At 36.6% G+C, this 19,502-nt stretch carries 18 protein-coding genes; 6 read left to right on the top strand and 12 right to left on the bottom strand.

Translation table 11 applies throughout. The features are described 5' to 3' along the window. Nucleotides 1–20: 20 nt before the first annotated feature. Genes AC1DFT_RS02455 through AC1DFT_RS02465 form a run of 3 tightly spaced genes read left to right on the top strand, consistent with a single transcriptional unit; the run spans nt 21 to nt 3,096 of the window. The gene (locus AC1DFT_RS02455; RefSeq protein ID WP_477917286.1) at nt 21–935 is read left to right on the top strand and encodes a DoxX-like family protein; all 915 of its coding nucleotides are present in this window, start codon (nt 21–23) and stop codon (nt 933–935) included. Continuing rightward, on the top strand, nt 936–1,547 hold the full coding sequence (locus tag AC1DFT_RS02460; protein WP_477917287.1) for a DUF4166 domain-containing protein: 612 nt from the start codon (nt 936–938) through the stop codon (nt 1,545–1,547). Further along, nucleotides 1,537–3,096 (top strand): YndJ family protein, encoded by a 1,560-nt coding sequence (locus AC1DFT_RS02465; protein ID WP_477917289.1) that lies wholly within the window; start codon nt 1,537–1,539, stop codon nt 3,094–3,096. Before AC1DFT_RS02460 ends, AC1DFT_RS02465 begins: the two co-directional genes overlap by 11 nt. A 47-nt stretch (nt 3,097–3,143) precedes the next feature. On the opposite strand, the gene AC1DFT_RS02470 is transcribed toward AC1DFT_RS02465, so the two are convergent. The 4 genes from AC1DFT_RS02470 to AC1DFT_RS02485 form a co-directional block, all read right to left on the bottom strand. After that, on the bottom strand, nt 3,144–3,914 hold the full coding sequence (locus tag AC1DFT_RS02470; protein WP_477917290.1) for a class I SAM-dependent DNA methyltransferase: 771 nt from the start codon (nt 3,912–3,914) through the stop codon (nt 3,144–3,146). Between the two features lie 30 nt (nt 3,915–3,944). Continuing rightward, nucleotides 3,945–4,787, bottom strand: a complete 843-nt coding sequence (locus AC1DFT_RS02475; RefSeq protein WP_477917292.1) for a DUF5700 domain-containing putative Zn-dependent protease — start codon at nt 4,785–4,787, stop codon at nt 3,945–3,947. Between the two features lie 14 nt (nt 4,788–4,801). Next, nucleotides 4,802–6,262: an amidase family protein gene (locus AC1DFT_RS02480; RefSeq protein WP_477917294.1), complete on the bottom strand. Its 1,461-nt coding sequence runs from the start codon at nt 6,260–6,262 to the stop codon at nt 4,802–4,804. Nucleotides 6,263–6,605: 343 nt separating this feature from the next. Beyond that, on the bottom strand, nt 6,606–6,941 hold the full coding sequence (locus AC1DFT_RS02485) for a DUF378 domain-containing protein (protein WP_477917295.1): 336 nt from the start codon (nt 6,939–6,941) through the stop codon (nt 6,606–6,608). A gap of 162 nt (nt 6,942–7,103) precedes the next feature. Between AC1DFT_RS02485 and AC1DFT_RS02490 the strand changes: the two genes are divergently transcribed. Continuing rightward, nucleotides 7,104–7,583: a GyrI-like domain-containing protein gene (locus tag AC1DFT_RS02490; RefSeq protein ID WP_477917297.1), complete on the top strand. Its 480-nt coding sequence runs from the start codon at nt 7,104–7,106 to the stop codon at nt 7,581–7,583. A gap of 523 nt (nt 7,584–8,106) precedes the next feature. Here AC1DFT_RS02490 and AC1DFT_RS02495 read toward each other — a convergent pair. Together AC1DFT_RS02495 and AC1DFT_RS02500 are read right to left on the bottom strand one after the other, a co-directional pair. Continuing rightward, nucleotides 8,107–8,988: a DMT family transporter gene (locus AC1DFT_RS02495; RefSeq protein ID WP_477917299.1), complete on the bottom strand. Its 882-nt coding sequence runs from the start codon at nt 8,986–8,988 to the stop codon at nt 8,107–8,109. A gap of 57 nt (nt 8,989–9,045) precedes the next feature. Next, the gene (locus AC1DFT_RS02500) at nt 9,046–10,023 is read right to left on the bottom strand and encodes a DMT family transporter (RefSeq protein ID WP_477917301.1); all 978 of its coding nucleotides are present in this window, start codon (nt 10,021–10,023) and stop codon (nt 9,046–9,048) included. 143 nt (nt 10,024–10,166) lie between these two features. Between AC1DFT_RS02500 and AC1DFT_RS02505 the strand changes: the two genes are divergently transcribed. Further along, nucleotides 10,167–11,024: a LysR family transcriptional regulator gene (locus AC1DFT_RS02505; protein ID WP_477917302.1), complete on the top strand. Its 858-nt coding sequence runs from the start codon at nt 10,167–10,169 to the stop codon at nt 11,022–11,024. A 107-nt stretch (nt 11,025–11,131) separates the two neighbouring features. On the opposite strand, the gene AC1DFT_RS02510 is transcribed toward AC1DFT_RS02505, so the two are convergent. From AC1DFT_RS02510 to garR, 4 genes are read right to left on the bottom strand one after another with little or no spacing between them, the layout of a single operon-like run. After that, complete coding sequence (locus AC1DFT_RS02510; RefSeq protein WP_477917304.1) at nt 11,132–12,454, bottom strand: gluconate:H+ symporter; 1,323 nt, start codon at nt 12,452–12,454, stop codon at nt 11,132–11,134. A gap of 57 nt (nt 12,455–12,511) precedes the next feature. Beyond that, nucleotides 12,512–13,348 carry a class II fructose-bisphosphate aldolase gene (locus AC1DFT_RS02515; protein ID WP_477917306.1) on the bottom strand — a complete coding sequence of 279 codons (837 nt, stop codon included), beginning with the start codon at nt 13,346–13,348 and terminating at the stop codon, nt 12,512–12,514. A 19-nt stretch (nt 13,349–13,367) separates the two neighbouring features. Then, the gene (locus AC1DFT_RS02520) at nt 13,368–14,813 is read right to left on the bottom strand and encodes a four-carbon acid sugar kinase family protein (protein ID WP_477917308.1); all 1,446 of its coding nucleotides are present in this window, start codon (nt 14,811–14,813) and stop codon (nt 13,368–13,370) included. 3 nt (nt 14,814–14,816) lie between these two features. After that, nucleotides 14,817–15,710 (bottom strand): 2-hydroxy-3-oxopropionate reductase, encoded by an 894-nt coding sequence (garR, locus tag AC1DFT_RS02525; RefSeq protein ID WP_477917310.1) that lies wholly within the window; start codon nt 15,708–15,710, stop codon nt 14,817–14,819. A 244-nt stretch (nt 15,711–15,954) separates the two neighbouring features. On the opposite strand from garR, the gene AC1DFT_RS02530 reads away from it, so the two are divergent. Beyond that, nucleotides 15,955–16,590 carry a GntR family transcriptional regulator gene (locus AC1DFT_RS02530; RefSeq protein ID WP_477917312.1) on the top strand — a complete coding sequence of 212 codons (636 nt, stop codon included), beginning with the start codon at nt 15,955–15,957 and terminating at the stop codon, nt 16,588–16,590. A 500-nt stretch (nt 16,591–17,090) separates the two neighbouring features. On the opposite strand, the gene AC1DFT_RS02535 is transcribed toward AC1DFT_RS02530, so the two are convergent. Both AC1DFT_RS02535 and AC1DFT_RS02540 read right to left on the bottom strand, forming a co-directional pair. Next, nucleotides 17,091–18,707 carry a DUF4179 domain-containing protein gene (locus AC1DFT_RS02535; protein ID WP_477917313.1) on the bottom strand — a complete coding sequence of 539 codons (1,617 nt, stop codon included), beginning with the start codon at nt 18,705–18,707 and terminating at the stop codon, nt 17,091–17,093. Then, nucleotides 18,685–19,251 (bottom strand): RNA polymerase sigma factor, encoded by a 567-nt coding sequence (locus tag AC1DFT_RS02540; protein ID WP_477917315.1) that lies wholly within the window; start codon nt 19,249–19,251, stop codon nt 18,685–18,687. Before AC1DFT_RS02540 ends, AC1DFT_RS02535 begins: the two co-directional genes overlap by 23 nt. Nucleotides 19,252–19,502 lie beyond the last annotated feature (251 nt).

Raw genomic sequence — 19,502 nt, forward strand, 5'->3', positions numbered from 1 at the left:
CTTAATCAGAGGTGATTCTAATGAAGCGAAAACCAATATATGTGGAAATAGCTATTGATGCAGAAATGGATAAATTATGGGATGCTACACAGACTCCGGAGCAACATGAACAATGGGATCTCCGCTTTTCTTCTATTACCTATTTACCAAAACAAGAAAATGAGCCCCAGAATTTTGAATATAAAACGAATATTGGATTTGGACTGAATATTGCGGGATGGGGAAAAAGTGTTGGTACTTTCCATTCAAAAGATGATTCGCGAACATCTTCCTTGCACTTTGGGACAGATCAAGCAATCTCCATTATCCGTGAGGGAAAGGGCTACTGGAAGTATAAGCCTGAACAAAATTCAACTAAGTTTTTTACACAATACGACTATGAAACTAACTTTGGTACAATAGGTAGATTTTTTGACCATCTTATTTTCCGCCCTCTTATCGGATGGGCGACCGCACTAAGCTTTGATGTATTAAAGAGATGGCTAGAAAAAGGGGAATCACCATTTACACAGTACCGCCGATTTTTCAGTCATTGGATAATTACTTTATTGTTCTTCTTTGTTTGGGTATATCAAGGTTTAGTACCAAAACTGATAATGATGCACCCTGCCGAGGTCAGCATGACGAGTAGCTTGTTGTCCATTAATGGTAGCGAGGCATATAGCCTTGTTACGACAATTGGGATGGCGGAAATAATCTTTGGTCTTATTTGGTTACTTTATCATCATAAAAAAAGATTACTAAAAATACAGTTAATCCTTTTTCCACTACTCACTTTATCAGCCATCATTGTTGAGCCTGCTAGTTTAAGTCATCCATTTAATCCTTTAACGTTTAACGTCACTTTATTCGTTCTTTCCATTATTGGGGTTTTCATGAGCGATGATATACCGACTGCTAAAAGCTGCAAACGAATGAAAGAAGGAGTCAGATGAATGTCTATATATAAAGAAATATTAGGAGAGCAATTTGAAAAACTTCAACCCATGCTCCAAAAAAGATATGCACTGCCTGAAGGAAAAGCTTTTAAAGCGACAGGCATGATGAAAAAAATAAGCGGAGGACCTAAATGGCTGCTCCCCCTTTTTTTACTCGGAACTCGCTGGAAGTTTTTATTTCCAGAGCAAGGTACCAATATTCCTTTTAAGATTGTTAATACAACCAGAACTGGTCCAAATGGCGAGCAACAAGTCCACTGGGAAAGAACTTTTCAGTTTCCTAACAAGAAAAGATATTTTAATGCATTGATGAGCCTGGATTCGAATAAAGGCATCGTAAAAGATTATTTAGGAGAGCCGAGTTTATTTTACTCCGAACTAATTTTCATCGTTTCAACAGAAGGGCATATACAAATTGAATCCGGAAAGCAACGGTTCGTTATGGGACCAATTGAAATTCCCTTAGCTAGAGTTTTTCAAGGTTGCGTCCAGGTGAAGGAGTATTATATAGAAGAAAGAGATGTTTTTTCTATACATGTCGTCATCACGAATCCATTAATCGGTACTTTATTTGAATATGAAGGGGAATTTCGAGCCGATGACTTTTAAGCGAATTGCATTGTTACATATTATTTTATTTGTAGTGGCCGTGATTTTTAGTGTTGGGCCGTGGTATTTTTTAATGTTAACGGTCGCCCAGCTTTTATTTGTGCCAGTCACTTTACAATTGATCTTGAAAAAAGAAAAGCGATTGTATTATTATTTTGCCATACCCGCCTTTTTATCGGTATTTTTTTTACAAATAACAACGGATACTAAATTGGATTTATTATTTGCAGGCATCTATCTGCTTTTCACATTTGTAGTTGCTTTATATGGGATTGGACGTTTTATCCGAAGAGGCTTTGCGCACTTGGAGGAATTTGCGATTGATGCAGGGATGATGTATTTATTCATTGGTGGCATGTGGTTCTTTGCATATATAGCAGAAATTGATACTGGATTTTCCCCTTTGCTCACATGGCTAACAGGAATTCATTTTCATTACTCTTCCTTTTTATTGCCCGTTTTTATTGGTTTTCTCGGTCGTTTATATAAGACAACTAACTATAAAATCGTTTGCTCCATACTATTAATTTCACCGATTGTTGTAGCACTAGGCATTACATTTGCACCTTGGCTAGAGGTTGTTTCGGTACTTCTTTATATTATCGGGATTTACGGTTTGATTGTATTAACTTTGAAAGCGACTTTTACAAGTGCATTCCAAAAGGTGGGCGTGCTTGTATCATTCGGTTCGTTAGGTGTTACGATTATTTTTTCCCTGTTGTATGCGGCGAGAGTTTCCACTGTAAACATCGATTTTATGTTGCGTTTCCATGGTTTGCTTAACTGTGTTTTATTTGCCTTATGCGGGATGATCAGTTGGGCTATGTTAATACCGCGTTCTAGGGAACAAGGCTGGCGCTTTCCCATCAGTAGTATAAAAGGAACATACAAAATTGGCGAACAGATTTTAGCTAAGCATATGGGAATACAACAATACAAAAGGCTTGTTGACGATATGAATATATACGTGGAAAAAGAAAATCTTTCTTCTACCATTATCGATTTTTATGAAAATACAACCGATTATAGACTGTTTTCTGAAGTCCACTGGCATAGTTGGTTTAAGCCTTTTGCAGCTATTTACCGACTCGTAAGCAACACAATCCAACAACTCAATCTTCCATTTTCCAATAAACGAATGGAAATGGTTGGTGATATAGTTGCAGTAGAAGACGGTCGCACAAAAACAAGAGCATGGGTGCGAAAAATAGAGAAAGATGTAATTTTCGTTGCCCTCTATTCATTACATCAAACGAACGATAAGACATATATGAATATTGCCTTGCCCCTGCCCTGTTCTTCGATGATTGGAATATTAGAATTGCACCAACAAGGAGAAAAACTTCTGTTGACGAGTAAAGGAGCTAATGAATCGGATGCAGGGATTTACTTAGCAGCTCATAAATACATATTCAAACTACCACTACAGGAGCAGTTTTTAATAGAAGAAATAAAAGAAGGTCAGCTTCGCGCCAAACATGAAATGCGAATATTTTCTTTGCCTTTTTTAACGATTGACTATGTCATAAATTTAAAAGAAACTCTGTAAATATCCGATAGAAAGGAGTCCAATCATTTTAGGACTCCTTTTACTTATTATTCGATTTTCCTACATACATAAATCATTTCATAGCTATCGTTACTAATGGGTGTTTCGTTCCAATCTTTATACACATGCAAAATTTCAAAGCCGTTTTCCGATAATAGCCTTCCCATTTCTTGCGGGTATGTGTATCGCAAACTAATATTCGTTCTTTTTTCTTCTACTACTCTTCCATCCACATCTTTAAACTTCCTTACAGTAGTATAATGTTGGATTTGGCTTAATGCGTCGTAATCACTAATTGTAAAAACATCTACCTCTTTCTTACAAGTTGGATCATTATAAGTTTTCCAATATTCCTCAGTACTAGGTTGCAATAATTCTTCCGCATTGGGAAATCTTGTTCCGAAAATAAACACTCCATCTTCTTCTAAATGCCTATGGATTGAAGTCAGAAGCAAATTCTGTGATTCATTGGTATGGAAATGTTGAATCGAGTTTCCGACCATATAGATTAGTGAACTTTTACAATTTAAATTTAATCGCGTGCAGTCTTGCTCTAGCCATTCAATTTGCAGATCAAGTTCTTGCGTCTTTCTCTTTGCTTGTTCTAGCATTCCGGCATGTAAATCCACGCCAATTAATCGGAAACCCTTACTTGCCAAAGGAATTGTAATTCTTCCTGTACCACAAGCTAAGTCAATAATCGGACCGTCCTTTTTTGAAGCCCACTCTACTAAAAGTGGTAGTTCGCCGATGTATGCATTATTTTCGATATCATATGAAACTGGATCATCATATTCTTCTAGATTGTCTGTAAACATGATACTCTCCCTATCTAAAATGCTTTTTGGTTATTGTTGAAACAGCCATTGTCTCACTTTTTCTTCAAACCCTTCATCTTTCCATGCTGTTATAGCTTCCAGTTCACCAAGTTCTTTCACTTGGGACTGAAAAAACATATCCCCTATAAAATAGGCTAATCTATTGTAACCAAACTTTTTCCCGCCATTGATGGAAAACCATTCGTGAAATAGTTCTTGTCGTGTTAAGACTTCGAAGTCATTGGCAAAAGCCTTTTTTATAGCTACCGCATTCTCTTCTGCGAAAGATAACCATTCGTATCCATCATCATTATAAGAAAAGTAGATAGAAGGGTGTACATTTGGAACTGTTTGTCGTGAGAAGTGTGTCGCTACTCCTTCTCGGTAAAGTCCAATGAGTAAACTTGTCCAATGGACGGTTGGCCAGTCCATCCCCGCCTGATTAGAAATAATATTTTGTGCTGCGTGACCAAATTCGTGCGCAACAATTACACGTAAATGATCAATCTCTGGTGACAACTTTTCCAAAGCAAACGTAATGTCTGGGATAATTTGGTGATTAGTATAAGCATTCGAGCCAAACCCACCAACAATTAAATTTATATCGACTGAAAAAGTAATCCCGTACAATTTTTCATATTCCCCTGCTACTTCCTCAATAACTGGTACTATTTTTTCATATACTTGTTTAATCACAGCAAAGTATTGAGGGTATTTTCTAATTGATTCAGTATGTCTTTCCTCTGTATCTTTACAATGCAAAGGAAAATAATGTGCGAAAATAGTTGGATATTCCGCATAGTAATTTCTTAAAAAGTTTATAGATGGTTCATAATTATGAAGAAAACGTGGAACGGTATCTATAATTTTCAATGTCTCAACCTCCTTTAAGCTAGAATCGGACTTTTCCGATGCTTTGTAGCTTGTTCAAAAGCATAAGCAAATTTGATTAATATCCCTTCACTAAAAGCAGTACTTGCAAAAGTTACACCAAATGGTTTTCCGCTTTTCATATATCCTGCCGGAATCGCGATAGACGGGTACCCTGCTTTTGCAGAGATGGTTGAGCCGATATAGGATGGAAAAAGAATGGCATCCAAATTATACTTTTTTAAAGCATAGTCAATTCCCTGTTCTTGTGAATAATATAAATCTTCTAGCTTTGCTTTCAAGTATTCCGGATTTCTTAAAGTATTGGGAAACTGTTCTCTTATCTCCAACTTATCTTGACCGTATTTTAATGCTTTGTCTCCCAATCTTTTATTAAACTGAATTAATTCACTAATAGAATGAACAGGTTGTTGTGGCGATAATTTAGAAAGATAATTATCTAAGCTATGCTTCAATTCATATAACGAGACTCCCCAACTCCACTCTCTATGGAAAGATGGGATATCTATATCTTTCATAACCGTTGCTCCTTTGTCGCTAAGTATTTGAAGAGCATTTTTAAATAAAACTTCATCATACTCATCTGATTCAGTTGAAATAGCATGGAATACACCAATTCTTGCACCATTTAAACCATTTGCATCTAAATAAATGGAATAATCTTGCTCATCCCTTCCTTCACTTTTAAAAGTAGCAGGATCGAGTTCGTCTACACCAGTTAACGTTCCTAATAAAATTGCAGCATCTGTGACGTTCCTTGCAAAGGGTCCTGCTGTATCTTGAGAATACGTAAAAGGGATTATACCAGTACGACTTACCAAGCCAACAGTAGGTTTAATACCAACTACTGAATTTTGAATAGCTGGACTTAAAATGGAGGCGTCTGTCTCCGTACCGATAGATAGAACTGTAAAATTTGCAGCAACCGCTACTGCAGATCCTGAACTTGATCCCCCAACAAAAAGATTCTCATCGCCATAAGGATTTTTTACTTGTCCCCCTCTTGCGCTATATCCCGCCCACATTTCCGAAGACATCGCATTAGCTAACTCTGTCATATTCGTCTTTCCTAGAATCACAGCCCCTGCTTTTCGTAGCTTCTCTACAAGAAATGCATCTTTATCACTGATATGACTTGCTAACGCCATTGTTCCTGCACTTGTGTGCATAGAATCCTTTGTTTCAATATTATCTTTCAGTAAAACAGGTATACCATGTAAAGGTCCTCTTGCTCCTTTTAATGTTCTTTCGTAATCCAATGCTTCCGCGATAAAAATAGCATCTGGATTTATTTCTAAAATGGAATTTATTTTTGGTCCGTCTTGGTCATACTTTGCAATTCTATGTAGATAGTACATGACCAATTCTTTTGAGGTTATCTCTCCTTTTTCCAAACCGGATTGTATTGCTTGAATGGTTAATTCGTCTTTGAAAAATGCATTAAACTTGATTTCCATTTAATTCTCCTTTAATTATAAAATCTACAGCTTTCTTTAATTGTTGTGAAAAATTATCTGGGAAGAAATACTCTAATCCTTCTGTCACAAAAAGACTGCACTCGATTCCATTTTGCTTAAAAATCTTTACAAGCACCAATATATTCTTAATACAACAACCTCCACATTATTAGAAACATCCTCGAGCCCCTTTCATCAATCCCTTATGTAATCTTCGTGATGAGATGAGGTATCTCCTTTTTCTTTTCTATTCCAGTTTTCCACTTAGAAATTAGGGACTCTTAATAAAAAAACTGACGACCCTATAAAAGGCCGCCAGTTTTTTTGTTCATGAATACTGAAATTATTTCTTTTTCTCAGGCTTTTTCTCTGTCTTTTTCTTATCAGAGTAGTCCTTAATATCAGTAAAGTCCGTTTCCTCACCAAATTCCGTTCCATAATTCACATTTCTAAAGCCTCTAGGATCTCTATCCACTTCGACATCTCTTGCCGGTTCAAATAAAAGTGGTAAGCAGATAAGTCCGCTCAATCCAACAAGCGCATAGATGAATCTTGAAATACCTGTCGCTTCTCCTCCAAATATAGACGATACTAGGTCATATCTAAAAAATCCAATTAACCCCCAGTTAATTGCACCAATTATGACGAGTACTAAAGCAATTCGATGTATTGTTCTCATTGTAAGTAACACCTCCTTCAACTTCATTGAAACGCTTCCTTATCTTTCGCAAAAAACAAACTTTCATACATACAAGCATGCCCACTGTAAAAACTGGAGTATGTCGCAATATTGGCATATAATTTCTATAAAGAAACATGCTATAGGAAAGGAGCAAAATAAATGCAATATCGTATTGTTGAAAGAGAAGCTTTTCAAGTAATTGGAGTAAATCGGGAATTTCCGTATGAAGTAGAAGGTGGCGGTATACAAGCTTTTCAAAACTTTTGGAATGCTATCCACGAAAACGGGGTCTTTGATCAATTAGAACAGTTAAGAAATGGAGAAACAAAAGGACTTTTAGGTATTTGGGCAGAAGTGAATAAAGAAGAAAATAAAATGGACTATTATGTTGCCGCAGAAAATAGTGGAAATGTGCCAGAAGAATTAAAAAGTTTAGACTTTCCAGCATCTAAATGGGTCGTTTTTGAAGTAAAAGGTCACTTTCCATCGGCTATTGCAACTACATGGGAACGAATTTATTCGGAATGGTTTCCTTCTACTGGATATATACCGACTGAAATACAACCGTTTGAAGTATACATAGAAGCGGATCCGAAAAATCCAAATGCCTATAATGAAATTTGGGTGGCAATTAAATAAAATTGCATTCTCTTATTAATAACTTTTCCTAGAGTGAGCCGAATATGCTCTAGGATGTTGCACAAAATAGGGATAATGGGTCTTAGTGCGTTGACTAGTAACCACTATGATTTTCGCTGCAGTCGTACGCTTTCCGCCGGGTGAGCGATGAGCCATTCCCGCCGCTTGCGCGTACGTTGGAATGGCTCATTTGCCCACTCATCCGGCAGGAGTCGACGCCTGTAGCGAAAATCAATAGAAAATGGCTTGCTTACTCAATATCAACTTGCTAAAAACAAATATTTATACAGTTTATGGAACTTTATTAACCAGTTAATGGATTAGGGCAACAGATCGTTCATTGAAAGCAACCAATTCCATTCCAAAAGCAATCAAATCAGCACGAGAGCAACCACATTGCCAATGAAAGCAACCAATTCTTAAAATAGCTCTTTACTTGGATTGGGACAACGGTGACTAAGACGCATTATTCCTAAAAAGCGTCTCTACAATTAATGGTAGAAACGCTTTAATGTCCAACAGCCTATACAACTGATTTCATTTTATCCTTTTTCAAAAAACTAAATTTCGTTTCAGATAAAATAATCGCAAAAAGTATTAAAACAGCACCGACAATCATCTTAAAAGTCATCACTTCACTTAAAATGATAACCGAGAACGCCATGCCCCAAAAAGATTCTGTCGAAAGTATAATGGCCGCTTTTGTTTCGGTTATGTACTTTTGTGCAACGGTTTGCATTAAATAAGCAATGGTTGTAGAAAAAACACCTAGATAAAGAAGGTTCAACACCCCTTCTGTTTCCATAGAAAATGCACTTTCTCCTCTGAAAGCAACAACAATCCAACCGATAACTGCGGCAACGACCATTTGAATAATGGTTATAACAACTGGATCTTCCTCTTTAACAAATTTTGCTGTATAAAATATATGAAATGCAAATCCAACTGCACAGCAAAGAGTCAGCAAATCTCCAACATTGACCTCCGAAGATAGTTTAAGCGATAACACCGCCACACCAATTACAGCTATAAACGCTCCACCCAACTCAAACATATCCATTTTTCGTTTATATAGTAAAAACCCTATAAAAGGAACGATGACCACATTAACTGCCGTTAAAAATGCATTTTTAGAAGGTGTTGTGTATTGCAACCCTACTGTTTGAAGAGCGAAGGCTAAATATAAAAAAATCCCTAAAACGGCTCCCCTAATAAGCGTACTTTTCTTCATTTTCGTCAACTTTTTATAAAATACAATACATAAAATAAGAGCACCAATTAAAAATCTTCCTGCCAAAATTTGATAGGGCGTATAATATTCGAGTGAAACGGCACTTGCAACGAACCCGCTTCCCCATATAATTGCCGTTACTACTAGCAATATTTCACCGATATATTTTTGCACATAGACCACCAACCTTTATTCAATATTCCTAGTATAGCGCAAAAAAGCGGCTAACTTCTACAAAATTTCTTTCATAGAAGCAGACGCTTTTAATTTATTTGCTGGTGCCAGTGCATTTTTCTGCTGTCTTCGCAGGAAAATATTGTTTGCAATTAATGAAAAAATTATAAAGGTAATCCCAATTAATTCTACATAATTTACTTGAGTTCCTTGAACAAGTGAAATTACTAATGTTGTTACTGGAACAAAGTTAATAAATAACAAGCCATTTAATGGGGTTAAAATACTAACACCAACATTCCAGCCGATAAGTGCAATAAGCCCTGGAAAAACAATCATGAACAATAAATGCGGACTGACAATCGTAATAGTTTCCATGCTTGGCACACTTACATAACCAGAAAGAGTAAGTATCCAAACAATTACACCTGCTGAAATCGTTCCAAGTAAACAGCTTAATGTAGAATATCGTAACGCAGACCAACCACGAAACTGACTTCCCCCCATTGTGTATACAACCCATCCAATAACTGCGATCAAAATAAGGATGGAAGGAACAATATTATCAGTAGCAGATAGAAAAGCACCAATATTTCCTTTTGTAATAACAAGCGCTGCACCAATAAATGCAATTAACACACATACTAATGTGAACGTATAAGGTCTTCGTCTATAAAGCATCCATACAATCACAATGGATATCATCGGCATTAAAGATTCCATAATCGATGCCACCATAACCCCTGGCTCTCCTAGTAAATCCTCTCCCCAGAAAATAAGTAAATTATAAACGGTGAAAGCCATGGTGCCGAAAAACCATAAAGACAATCCCATTCCTTCTAATCGAAATGCTTGTTTACCTTCTTTCCATAATAAAAGTATTACTAAAATAACCGTTACAGCTCCATAACGAAAAATAGTAAAATAAAATGGATCTATATATTGAAAAGCATCATGCGCGACAGGAAACATTGCCCCCCACGAAACACTTGCAACTAGACATAATATAGCACCTAATAGAACATTATTTTTCACAACACATCTAACTCCTTCATATACTTGCTTATCTATTAAACGACACCACTAGCCATCATGTAAAATGAATAATATTGATACTTGTCATCATTTTTAGTGATATCATAATACATAGAATTAAAGTAATTAAAGGAGATAGTAAAATGGAGTTTAAAGACTTAGAAATCTTTCAAATGGTTGCAGAAAAAGGAACTATTACAGAAGCAGCAAAAGCATTAAGTTATGTACAATCAAATATTACGTCCAGAATCCATAAACTTGAAAAAGAGCTTAATACAGCACTATTTAATCGACATAATCGTGGCATGAGTTTGACACCAGAAGGAAAAAAACTATTAGTCTATTGCGAGAAAATATTAACGCTAACGAATGAAATGAAAAAAGTAGTACAAAGCGGCGAGGATCCTTCTGGAAAGTTAGAAATAGGATCAGTGGAAACAGTTATTCACTTGCCAACCATATTATCTGCTTACACAAAGAAATATAAAAATGTGGATCTTTCTTTATTAACTGGCGTTACAGACCAATTACAACAAGATGTGTTGAACCATCGTTTAGACGGGGCTTTTGTTACAGAATCAGATAGGCACCCTGATCTTGTATCTCATGATGTCTTTCAAGAAGAGCTTGTCTTAATTTCAGACAATAGCACCACTTCGTTAGAACAATTAAGCCATATGCCCTTCCTTTGTTTTAGCAAAGGCTGTGGGTATCGTGCGAGACTAGAAGCATGGTACAAAGATCAAAACATCACTCCTCAAAAAGTGATGGAGTTTGGGACATTAGAAACGATATTAAGTAGTGTTGTAATAGGTCTTGGCATTACATTCGTTCCTAGATCTGCTGTTTCCCATTTAGAAAACAGAGGGCTTATCCAATGTCATCTTCTTCCCGAAAAATATAGTAAAATCAAAACCGTGTTCATTAGACGTTCTAATGCTTATCTAACGTCTACAATCGAAAAATTTATTGAAACGATTGAACATACCCAAGAAATTTAAGCTTCCCTGTGTAAGACACAACTCTAAAACAATTCTGAATTGTATCTTACACAGAAAAAAAAAGCGTCTTTTTCTACAGTCAAATTGTAGAAGAAGACGCTTTCCACTTATGAAATAATCATATTGAGGATCAGAACTCCAGCAAGTCCTACTAACGAAAGAATCGTTACCATGACAGACCAAGTTTTAATGGTTTTCCCGATAGAAAGGTTGAAGTATTCTTTATAAATCCAGAATCCTGCATCATTCACATGGGAGAATGTAATACTACCTGCACCAGCGGCTAACACCATTAGCTCTGGGCTTATACCTGTAATTCCAACAAGCGGTGCTGCAATACCAGCAGCCGTCATACCAGCTACCGTAGCAGATCCAACAGCTACACGTAAAATAGCAGCGATTAACCAAGTTAGAAGTAACGGAGAAAGGGTTGAGCTTGCCATAATGTCTGCGATATATTGATCAATATGACTATCGATTAACACTTGCTTAAATGCACCACCAGCAGCAATGATTAATAGAATCATTGCAATTCCGCTCACCGCATCTGTCACTGATTGCATAACTTCTTTCATTTTTTTACCGCGATTCAAGCCAAACGTAAAGAATGCGAAAATAACCGATAATAATAATGCAACATTGGCATTACCTATAAAATCAAAGAATGGCATAACAGCTGAATCTGGTGCTGCGATGACAACAATTACATGTGAAGCGATTAAAATAACCGGCATTAACGCTGTAATAAGACTTGTAGCAAATCCAGGCATTTCTTCTTCCGTAAATTCTTTCGGATTAAAAAGTCCTTTTGGAATTTCTACCTCTAAAGATTCCTTCTTGAAAAACTTCGTAAACACTGGTCCGCCAATAATGATCGCAGGTATCGCAATAATAATTCCATATACTAAGGTTTTCCCAATATCTGCATTGAACACACTAGCAATTGCAGTTGGTCCTGGATGCGGAGGTACAAAACCATGCATCGTAATAAGTGCTGCGATTACCGGCATCCCAATATATAAAACTGGTACTCCTGCAGCAGTAGCAATTGTGAATACTAACGGAATTAATACAACAACTCCTGTTTCAAAAAACAATGCAATCCCAACGACAGAAGCGGTCAAAACAGCTGCTAATTGAACTCTCTTTTTCCCAAATGCATGAATAAGTGTCGTGGCAATACGCTGTGCTCCACCTGAGTCTGTCATTAACTTACCAAGGATTGCTCCAAAGATAATAATCATCGTAAGACTTCCAAGTGTTCCACCTAAACCGCCTTGAACTGATGTCATTGCTTCTAGAGGTGTCATACCTTCTAATATACCTACAACTAGCGAAACTAAAATAAGCGAGATGAAAGCGTTTAACTTAAACACAATCATTAATAAAAGTAGAAGTGCAACCCCTATACAAACAGATACTATTGGCATTCGAATTCCCCATTTCGATTTAAAAGCTTGTCCCTACGCATGGCATAGGGAAGCTTCTTATTTATTTGCATATAAACGTACAAATTTTGTCATAACAGATTCCATTGTTTGTTGCATTTCTTCCATCACTGTAGAAAGATGTGGCATTTGCTTATGCTCAAAAGCATTTTGCAAATATGTAACAGCAGCCATTGATACTTCTGTATTCACATTCACTTTACAAATACCAAGTTGGATTGCTTGTTGAACGATCGCGTCAGGGGTTCCTGAGCCACCATGAAGCACAAGAGGCACATCAACAGCCTGCTGAATTCTCTCTAATAGAGGTAAATCGATTTTCGGCTCTCCTTTATACATACCGTGAACCGTTCCGATAGCAGCGGCTAAAAAGTCGACACCTGTTCGCATAACAAAATCTTTCGCAGATTCTGGATCAGTTAATGTGCCATCTCCCTCTTCTTCATCAGAAAAATCACCTTTTGCTAAAGAACCAATTTCTGCTTCTACCGATACGCCAGCCATATGGGCTATTTCTACAATTTCTTTTGTGCGACGAATATTCTCTTCTATTTCATAGGCCGACCCGTCGAACATTACAGATGTAAATCCACAGCGGATGGCCCGAATAATCGATTCTTTTTCATATGCATGATCTAGATGAAGTGCAATAGGAACTGGAGACTTTTCTGCGATTGCTTTGACAAGTGCAGCAAAACCTTCTACATCCACAGTTGGAAAGTAGCGCTCACCTAATGCGATAATTACTGGTTGGTTTTCTCGTTCTGTAACACGAATAGCTGCTTGAACTGTTTCCAAACTGTATACATTAAATGCAGCGACCGCATATTTACCGGCTTGCGCATTTTTTAATATGTCTTTTGTATTGACTAACATGTAAATCTCCCCCAGCTGATTACTTATTTAAAATTTCCACCGTATCTTTTAAGGTTGTTACTGCACCTACATTGCCTGGGAAAATAATGTATGCAATGCCAGGGAATTTACTTTCTTCCCCTGTAAACCAAACAGGAATGCCAGGCTGAATTTGACCTGCTACCGTTGCACGTTGTACTTCAAGCCCTTTTGTTCCGATATCACTAGATGTGATGCCACCTTTTGCGACAATATAATTGGGACGAACAGTAAGTCGCCCGACGATACTTGTCACTGCGTCGGAAATTTTAACCGATAGTTTTAACTCTTCTTCTTTTTTACCTTCACCTAAATCGAGTCTCTCTCGATTTGTATAAACAGTAACGGTTTTACCTTCGCGAATTAAGCTTTCAGTAGTAGAAATCACTCGATCAATTTCTTCTTGGAATTTTTCGGGTTGCAATACTAGATGCGTATTAAATTCAATGAATTCGATGAAATCACTTGTTTTCAATACTTCTAGCTGCTCCGTCGTTTTTTTCACATGCGATCCAACTAATATTAAACCACCATGATTCGTTTCTTCTTGGATTAACTCTTCTCTTGTTAATAGTGCTTTATCACTTACTCCACCAATTACTTTTGTAAGAGCAGCTGCACTTCTAAACATAAATTGTTTGCCAGATTTCATTGCTTTAGCAAGTGCAACAACAAAGATTTCCACATCGACATAATCTACTGCATTTACAATTACTTTGTTGAAATCGCTCACTTGAAGTAATTGATTTGTAATTCCTTCTATATCAAGTGATCGTAGGCTCTCCAATGAAATATACGTAGCGTTTTCAGCAGTAAATTTTCCAGCTGATTTTTCTTCTACATATTCACCTAAATGTGATTTTGTATAACCAAATGTTCTGTCTTTTGCAAATTCAGTCTCTCCAGCAGGTACTAAATACTCTTCGTATTGTACGTAGTGGATATTATCGACTGTGAAGCGACCGCCTTCTTTGAAAAAGGGAATAATTACTTCGCCGTCAAATTGGATATTCGAAGTTGCCTCGATTGTATCTTTTAATACTTCCGTTTCCAGTGGGTAATGACCTCTTAAAGTAGAATCCCCACGACTAATAACAATAAATTCTTTGTTTTGTTTTTTTGCCACTTCTGCGATATTAGTTGCTATATCAATATGTGCTTTTTTTGTTTCTGCAGCAGTAAATCCACGAGAATTTGTTAGTATAAAAAACATCGAATTTTCTTCTTGGAAACCTTTTTCAATACTGTCTACTGACCAGTCAGTATAAACAGAGATTCCATGAACAGTTTGTACACCTGTTGGATCATCGTCTAGTACGACGATTTTTTTATTTAGGTCAGCTAATTGATTGGCAAGCATATCTTTTACGGCTTGTGTATCCACCGCTTGAATATTTCCTAAAACTTCCGTAGCTGATCGCTTTTCCCTACTATCTATTATCGTCATGAATTAAGCTCTCCCAACTTCAACATTTGCAAGTTTTTCAAAGTATTGAACAATACCACCGTGATCGTCTGCCGCTTTCCCATCTACTTTTAATGCGTGGAAAATTTCTAACAGTTGGCTAGATAATGGCATTGGAACACCAATACTATGGGCCGTATCCATTACGTTTGTAATATCTTTCATATTAATATCAATTCTTCCGCCGGCTACGAAATTACGATCTAAGATTAATGGAACCTTGGCATCCAGCACTGCACTTCCTGCAAGTCCACCACGGATTGCTTGATACATTTTTTCTACATCGATACCTGCTTTTGCAGCTAATACTAATGCTTCTGACATCGCTGCAATATTCAAGTTTACGATTACTTGGTTGGCTAACTTCGCAGTAGTTCCGCTTCCATTTCCACCAACTAAAGTTACTTCAGCACCCATCGCATAGAGTACGTCCTTCACTTGCTCGAATACTTCTTCTTTACCGCCGACCATAATTGCAAGCGTACCATCTTTTGCTTTTGGTTCTCCTCCACTAACAGGAGCATCCAGCATTTCTACCCCTTGTTTTTCAGCAGTCGCTGCAAGTTCTTTTGAAACAACTGGAGTAATCGAACTCATATCAATAATTACTGCACCTTTTTTCGCACCATTAAGTACTCCATTGTCTCCTAGAACAACTTGTTGAACATGATGGGAAGCAGGAAGCATTGTAATAATTACGTCACTATTTTCACCGATTACTTTGGCAGAATCACCTGCTGTAGCACCGGCATCTATTAAAGTTTGAACTGCATCTTTGTTTAGGTCGTTCACCATAACTTCATAACCTTTAGCCAATAAATTCAATGCCATAGGTTTCCCCATAATTCCTAAACCGATAAAACCAATTTTTTTAGACATAAAAAATTCCTCCTAATATTAATAATATTCCCTGTTCGGCTATATAAAATTCTAATCATATAATGTAAATTGAAACCGTTTGCATTAATCTTCACGAAATAATTGTATACCCTTTTTTATTTTTTGTACACATTTTTATGTATTTTGTGCACAAATAAATCACGATATAGACTTATGCTTTCTTTCTCTTCTTATATTTGATAAGTTAGTATTAATGAGGTTGAAGTAATTAGGAGTGACAGAAATGGTCCAGAACGATAAAAATTCTCGCTTTGCTTCCAAACAAGCATATGAAGTAATTCGTGATCGAATTTTAAGCGGTGAAATGCCAGGTGGCACAAAAATTGTAGAAGAAAAATTAGCAACTGATTTAGGATTTAGCAGAACTCCCATCAGGGAATCATTACGACAATTAAGCTACGAAGGTCTTATCGTCAATAAAAAAGTAGTACAGCCAACAGAAAAAGATTTGCGCAATTTATTTCAAGTCAGAATCCTGTTAGAAGGTTTCTCAGCAAATTCAGCCGCGACCTATTTGCCTGAAGAATATTTAAATGAGCTTGCTAATTGCATTACAATTGCTAGAGAAGGCACAGTAGAAGAAATCATGACAGCAAATGAGCGTTTTCATGAAATTATTGTCCAAGCCAGTGGTAATGCACTGATGATGGACACTATAGATCGCATGAAGTCTATCATCTATCTTTTTCGCAAGACCGTGGTCCTATACAATCGTCCCAGATTAATAGATGAACATGAGGAAATTTATGAAGCGATTAAACAAAGAGACGGTGAGACTGCGAAGAAACTAATGGAAGTCCATTTGAAAAAGGATCTAGATTTTTGCTTACATATATTAAATAGTTCAAAAAACGCATAAGAAAAAGGGAACAAATGAGCTAGTAGTACCCTCTCATTTGTTCCCTTTTTTCATTTTGTGGCCTAATGAAATCTTCATTTATTGATGTTTTTTATTGCTTTCATTATATCCTTTAGTATTAATAGTAGGTATAAAATGAAGTATTTTTATAAAAAATGCTGTTATAAGTTATTTTGGAAAAAATCTAAAAGTTATTTGGAATATGCTTCGGAAATCCCAAGTTAGCACTCGCTAATCGAAAGATACATACCGGATTCTCCATAATCGCAAGATCAAGTGCTCTAATCGCAAAGTAGGCTCCCGAAATCGCAAGATACCTGGCACGAATCGCAAAATAGCACCCGCTAATCGCAAGATATATGCTAGTTCCTCCATAATCGCAAGATACCTCGCATGAACAGCAAAATAGCACTCGCTAATCGCAAGATACTTATCACATATAACTTATAAAGCATCTTATTCTACAATTCAGTCGTAGAATAAGATGCTTTATTAATAATTCAATATAATGGAACCTTCCATTCCTCTTCCACTTTCTCATATCGAGTAACAGAAAGTAGATGTAATGTTAATTCTTCAGGTATTTCATCTAAATCATATGACCTAAGATCTATTGTTGTCTTATAACGATCATCTTTGTCTTTTTCGTCAAGAATAGATCCGCTTTGATAAGCAAAATAGGTTTTTCCCTTGTTATCTACCAAAACCCATGTCCCAATTTCAGCAGCAGTCGCTTCTCGCCCACCTTCCATCTCAATTTTAAAGATTGTTTCCTTTTTAATGGGGATGAGTGATTTACGAAGCGAATAATTAGTATCTTTTTTTGCTGTTTTAATTGTCATAAAATTACCTTCGTATTCAAAGGAAACAGGATTTTTTTTCAATTCTTTCGGTTTTATTTTAACAGAGAAATCCGAGGGCACGGTTTTAAATACTCCATCTAATATAAAAGTAAGTTTGCTTTTATCTTTTTGCGGGATAAAAGAATCGTTCCATGCAACTTGACCAAGTTGCTCCAGGTCCATCCCAGACCCATGTAGAGCTCTTGAACTACTTGGATGCCCTTGACCTTCTGCAAAAGTATTGTGCCCATATATTAGTTTCTTTTCCTCATTTTCGATATGATATTGAATCGCTGTTCCATAGTTAGTAAAAGTGCTTACACTTCGCTCGCCAAATTGTTCTTCAAGCTTTTGTATATGTTCTTCTACTTTTTCCTGTTCTTCTTGCGTAAAGGAAGTTTCATAAAATAATTCGCTAGCAGAAGGGGCAAACTGGACTTCTTTCATTGCAATATTGACTCCGTTACTATTTGTTTTAGCATAATTCAAAGGTGTAGAAGTAGTTAATTTTCTAATGTCTTTTATATCTACAGGAACTTCTAATTTCCAGTTGCCCTTCATTCCATTTAGCTCTACTAAATTGAATTTGATCGTTATCTTCTCCAGAGCACTATGCTCCCGCAATGAGTATTCAATTAGTCCATAATCACTGCCCTTACTCCAACTAAAGTTTAGCCCATCCAACACCTTTCCTTTCTGGTCGATTACGATGATTTCATTCTGAGAATCCGGCAAATTAAAATACGTATCTTGTGGTTTTCCCTTTTTATTTAACACTTGATAAGATAATGCAACTCGAGAAGAATCGACAACCAAATCTTCTACTTTGAGCGTAATTCCATGATCCGTAACTTCTAGATTTACTCTTTCCCCTAAACCTGCCTCTGTAGCCATTCTTAATCCTTCGTCCACTTGTTCCGTTCCAAACATTCCACTTATTAACTGTGCAAAACTAGGATTTAGAGAAGCAGTTAATCCGAGTGCTACTACAATTCCGGCCGCCGAAAGTAAAATACGTTTCCAGGGAGTTCTTTTACGACGGACAACATTCTGTTCATAAGGCTCCAATTGATCTAAAACAATGGAAGCAAAATCATCTGGCAATCTAGGTGTTTGTAAAGTTTCTTTTAAAAATAGTTGTTCTTCTTGAAAAGCTCGGACGACTCGCATGCAATCCTCACAGCTTTTTAAGTGACTCTGTATTTCAGTATGCTCCTCATTAGTAAGCAGGTTATCAACGTACTGCGAAAGTTTATCTGCCTTCGGACAATTCATAAAAATAGCCTCCTTCGCGTTTTACTGTGTCTCTCATTTTTTTCTTCGCTCTATGCAGTTTGTTGCGAACATCGGAGAGAGGAATTTCAATCAGCTCGCTTATTTCGTTATAGCTCAGTTCATTTACATATCGCAAAAGAATAATCATCCTTTCCTCATCTGGGAGGATTGCAATAAGTTTTTCTAGCTGTCTGTTTTTCTCTTTTTTCAAGAAAACAACTTCAGGATGATTCGTATTCACGATCTTCTCTTCTTTTATTTCTACTTGCTTCATTTTGTAGCTTTTTTTGCGAAATTCATCCATACAATGATTGATAGCCACCCGGTAAATCCAACTAGAAAATGAACCTTTTTGATCATATTTATCTAGCTGATGATACACTTTGATAAAAGCTTCTTGTACTAAATCCTGTGCATTCTGCGGATTTCTTGTCATTCGTAGAATGGTTGCATATAACCTATCTTTATATTGATTAATAATATGTGCGTATGCCTGTTTATTTCCAGACAGCACTTCCTGGATCCACTGCAGCTCTTCTTCCATATTGACCTCCTTGCTAAAACGACCATGCGCATGTCTCGTTTTGGTCACTCATCTATACTAACGAGTATACCTGCTTAATAATTTCATTTTGTTGAAAATAAAATCCATTTTCAATCATGTAATTGGATTACTTGAAAAACAAATAAATCAAACGTATAATAAAGGGAACAATAGAGTAAAATAAAAAAGGTCGTTTGATGCACTAACATCAAACAACCAAATTATAATAGTAGGTTCCCTTCAAAGGGATT

The sequence above is a fragment of the Psychrobacillus sp. 05T411 genome (assembly GCF_056396485.1).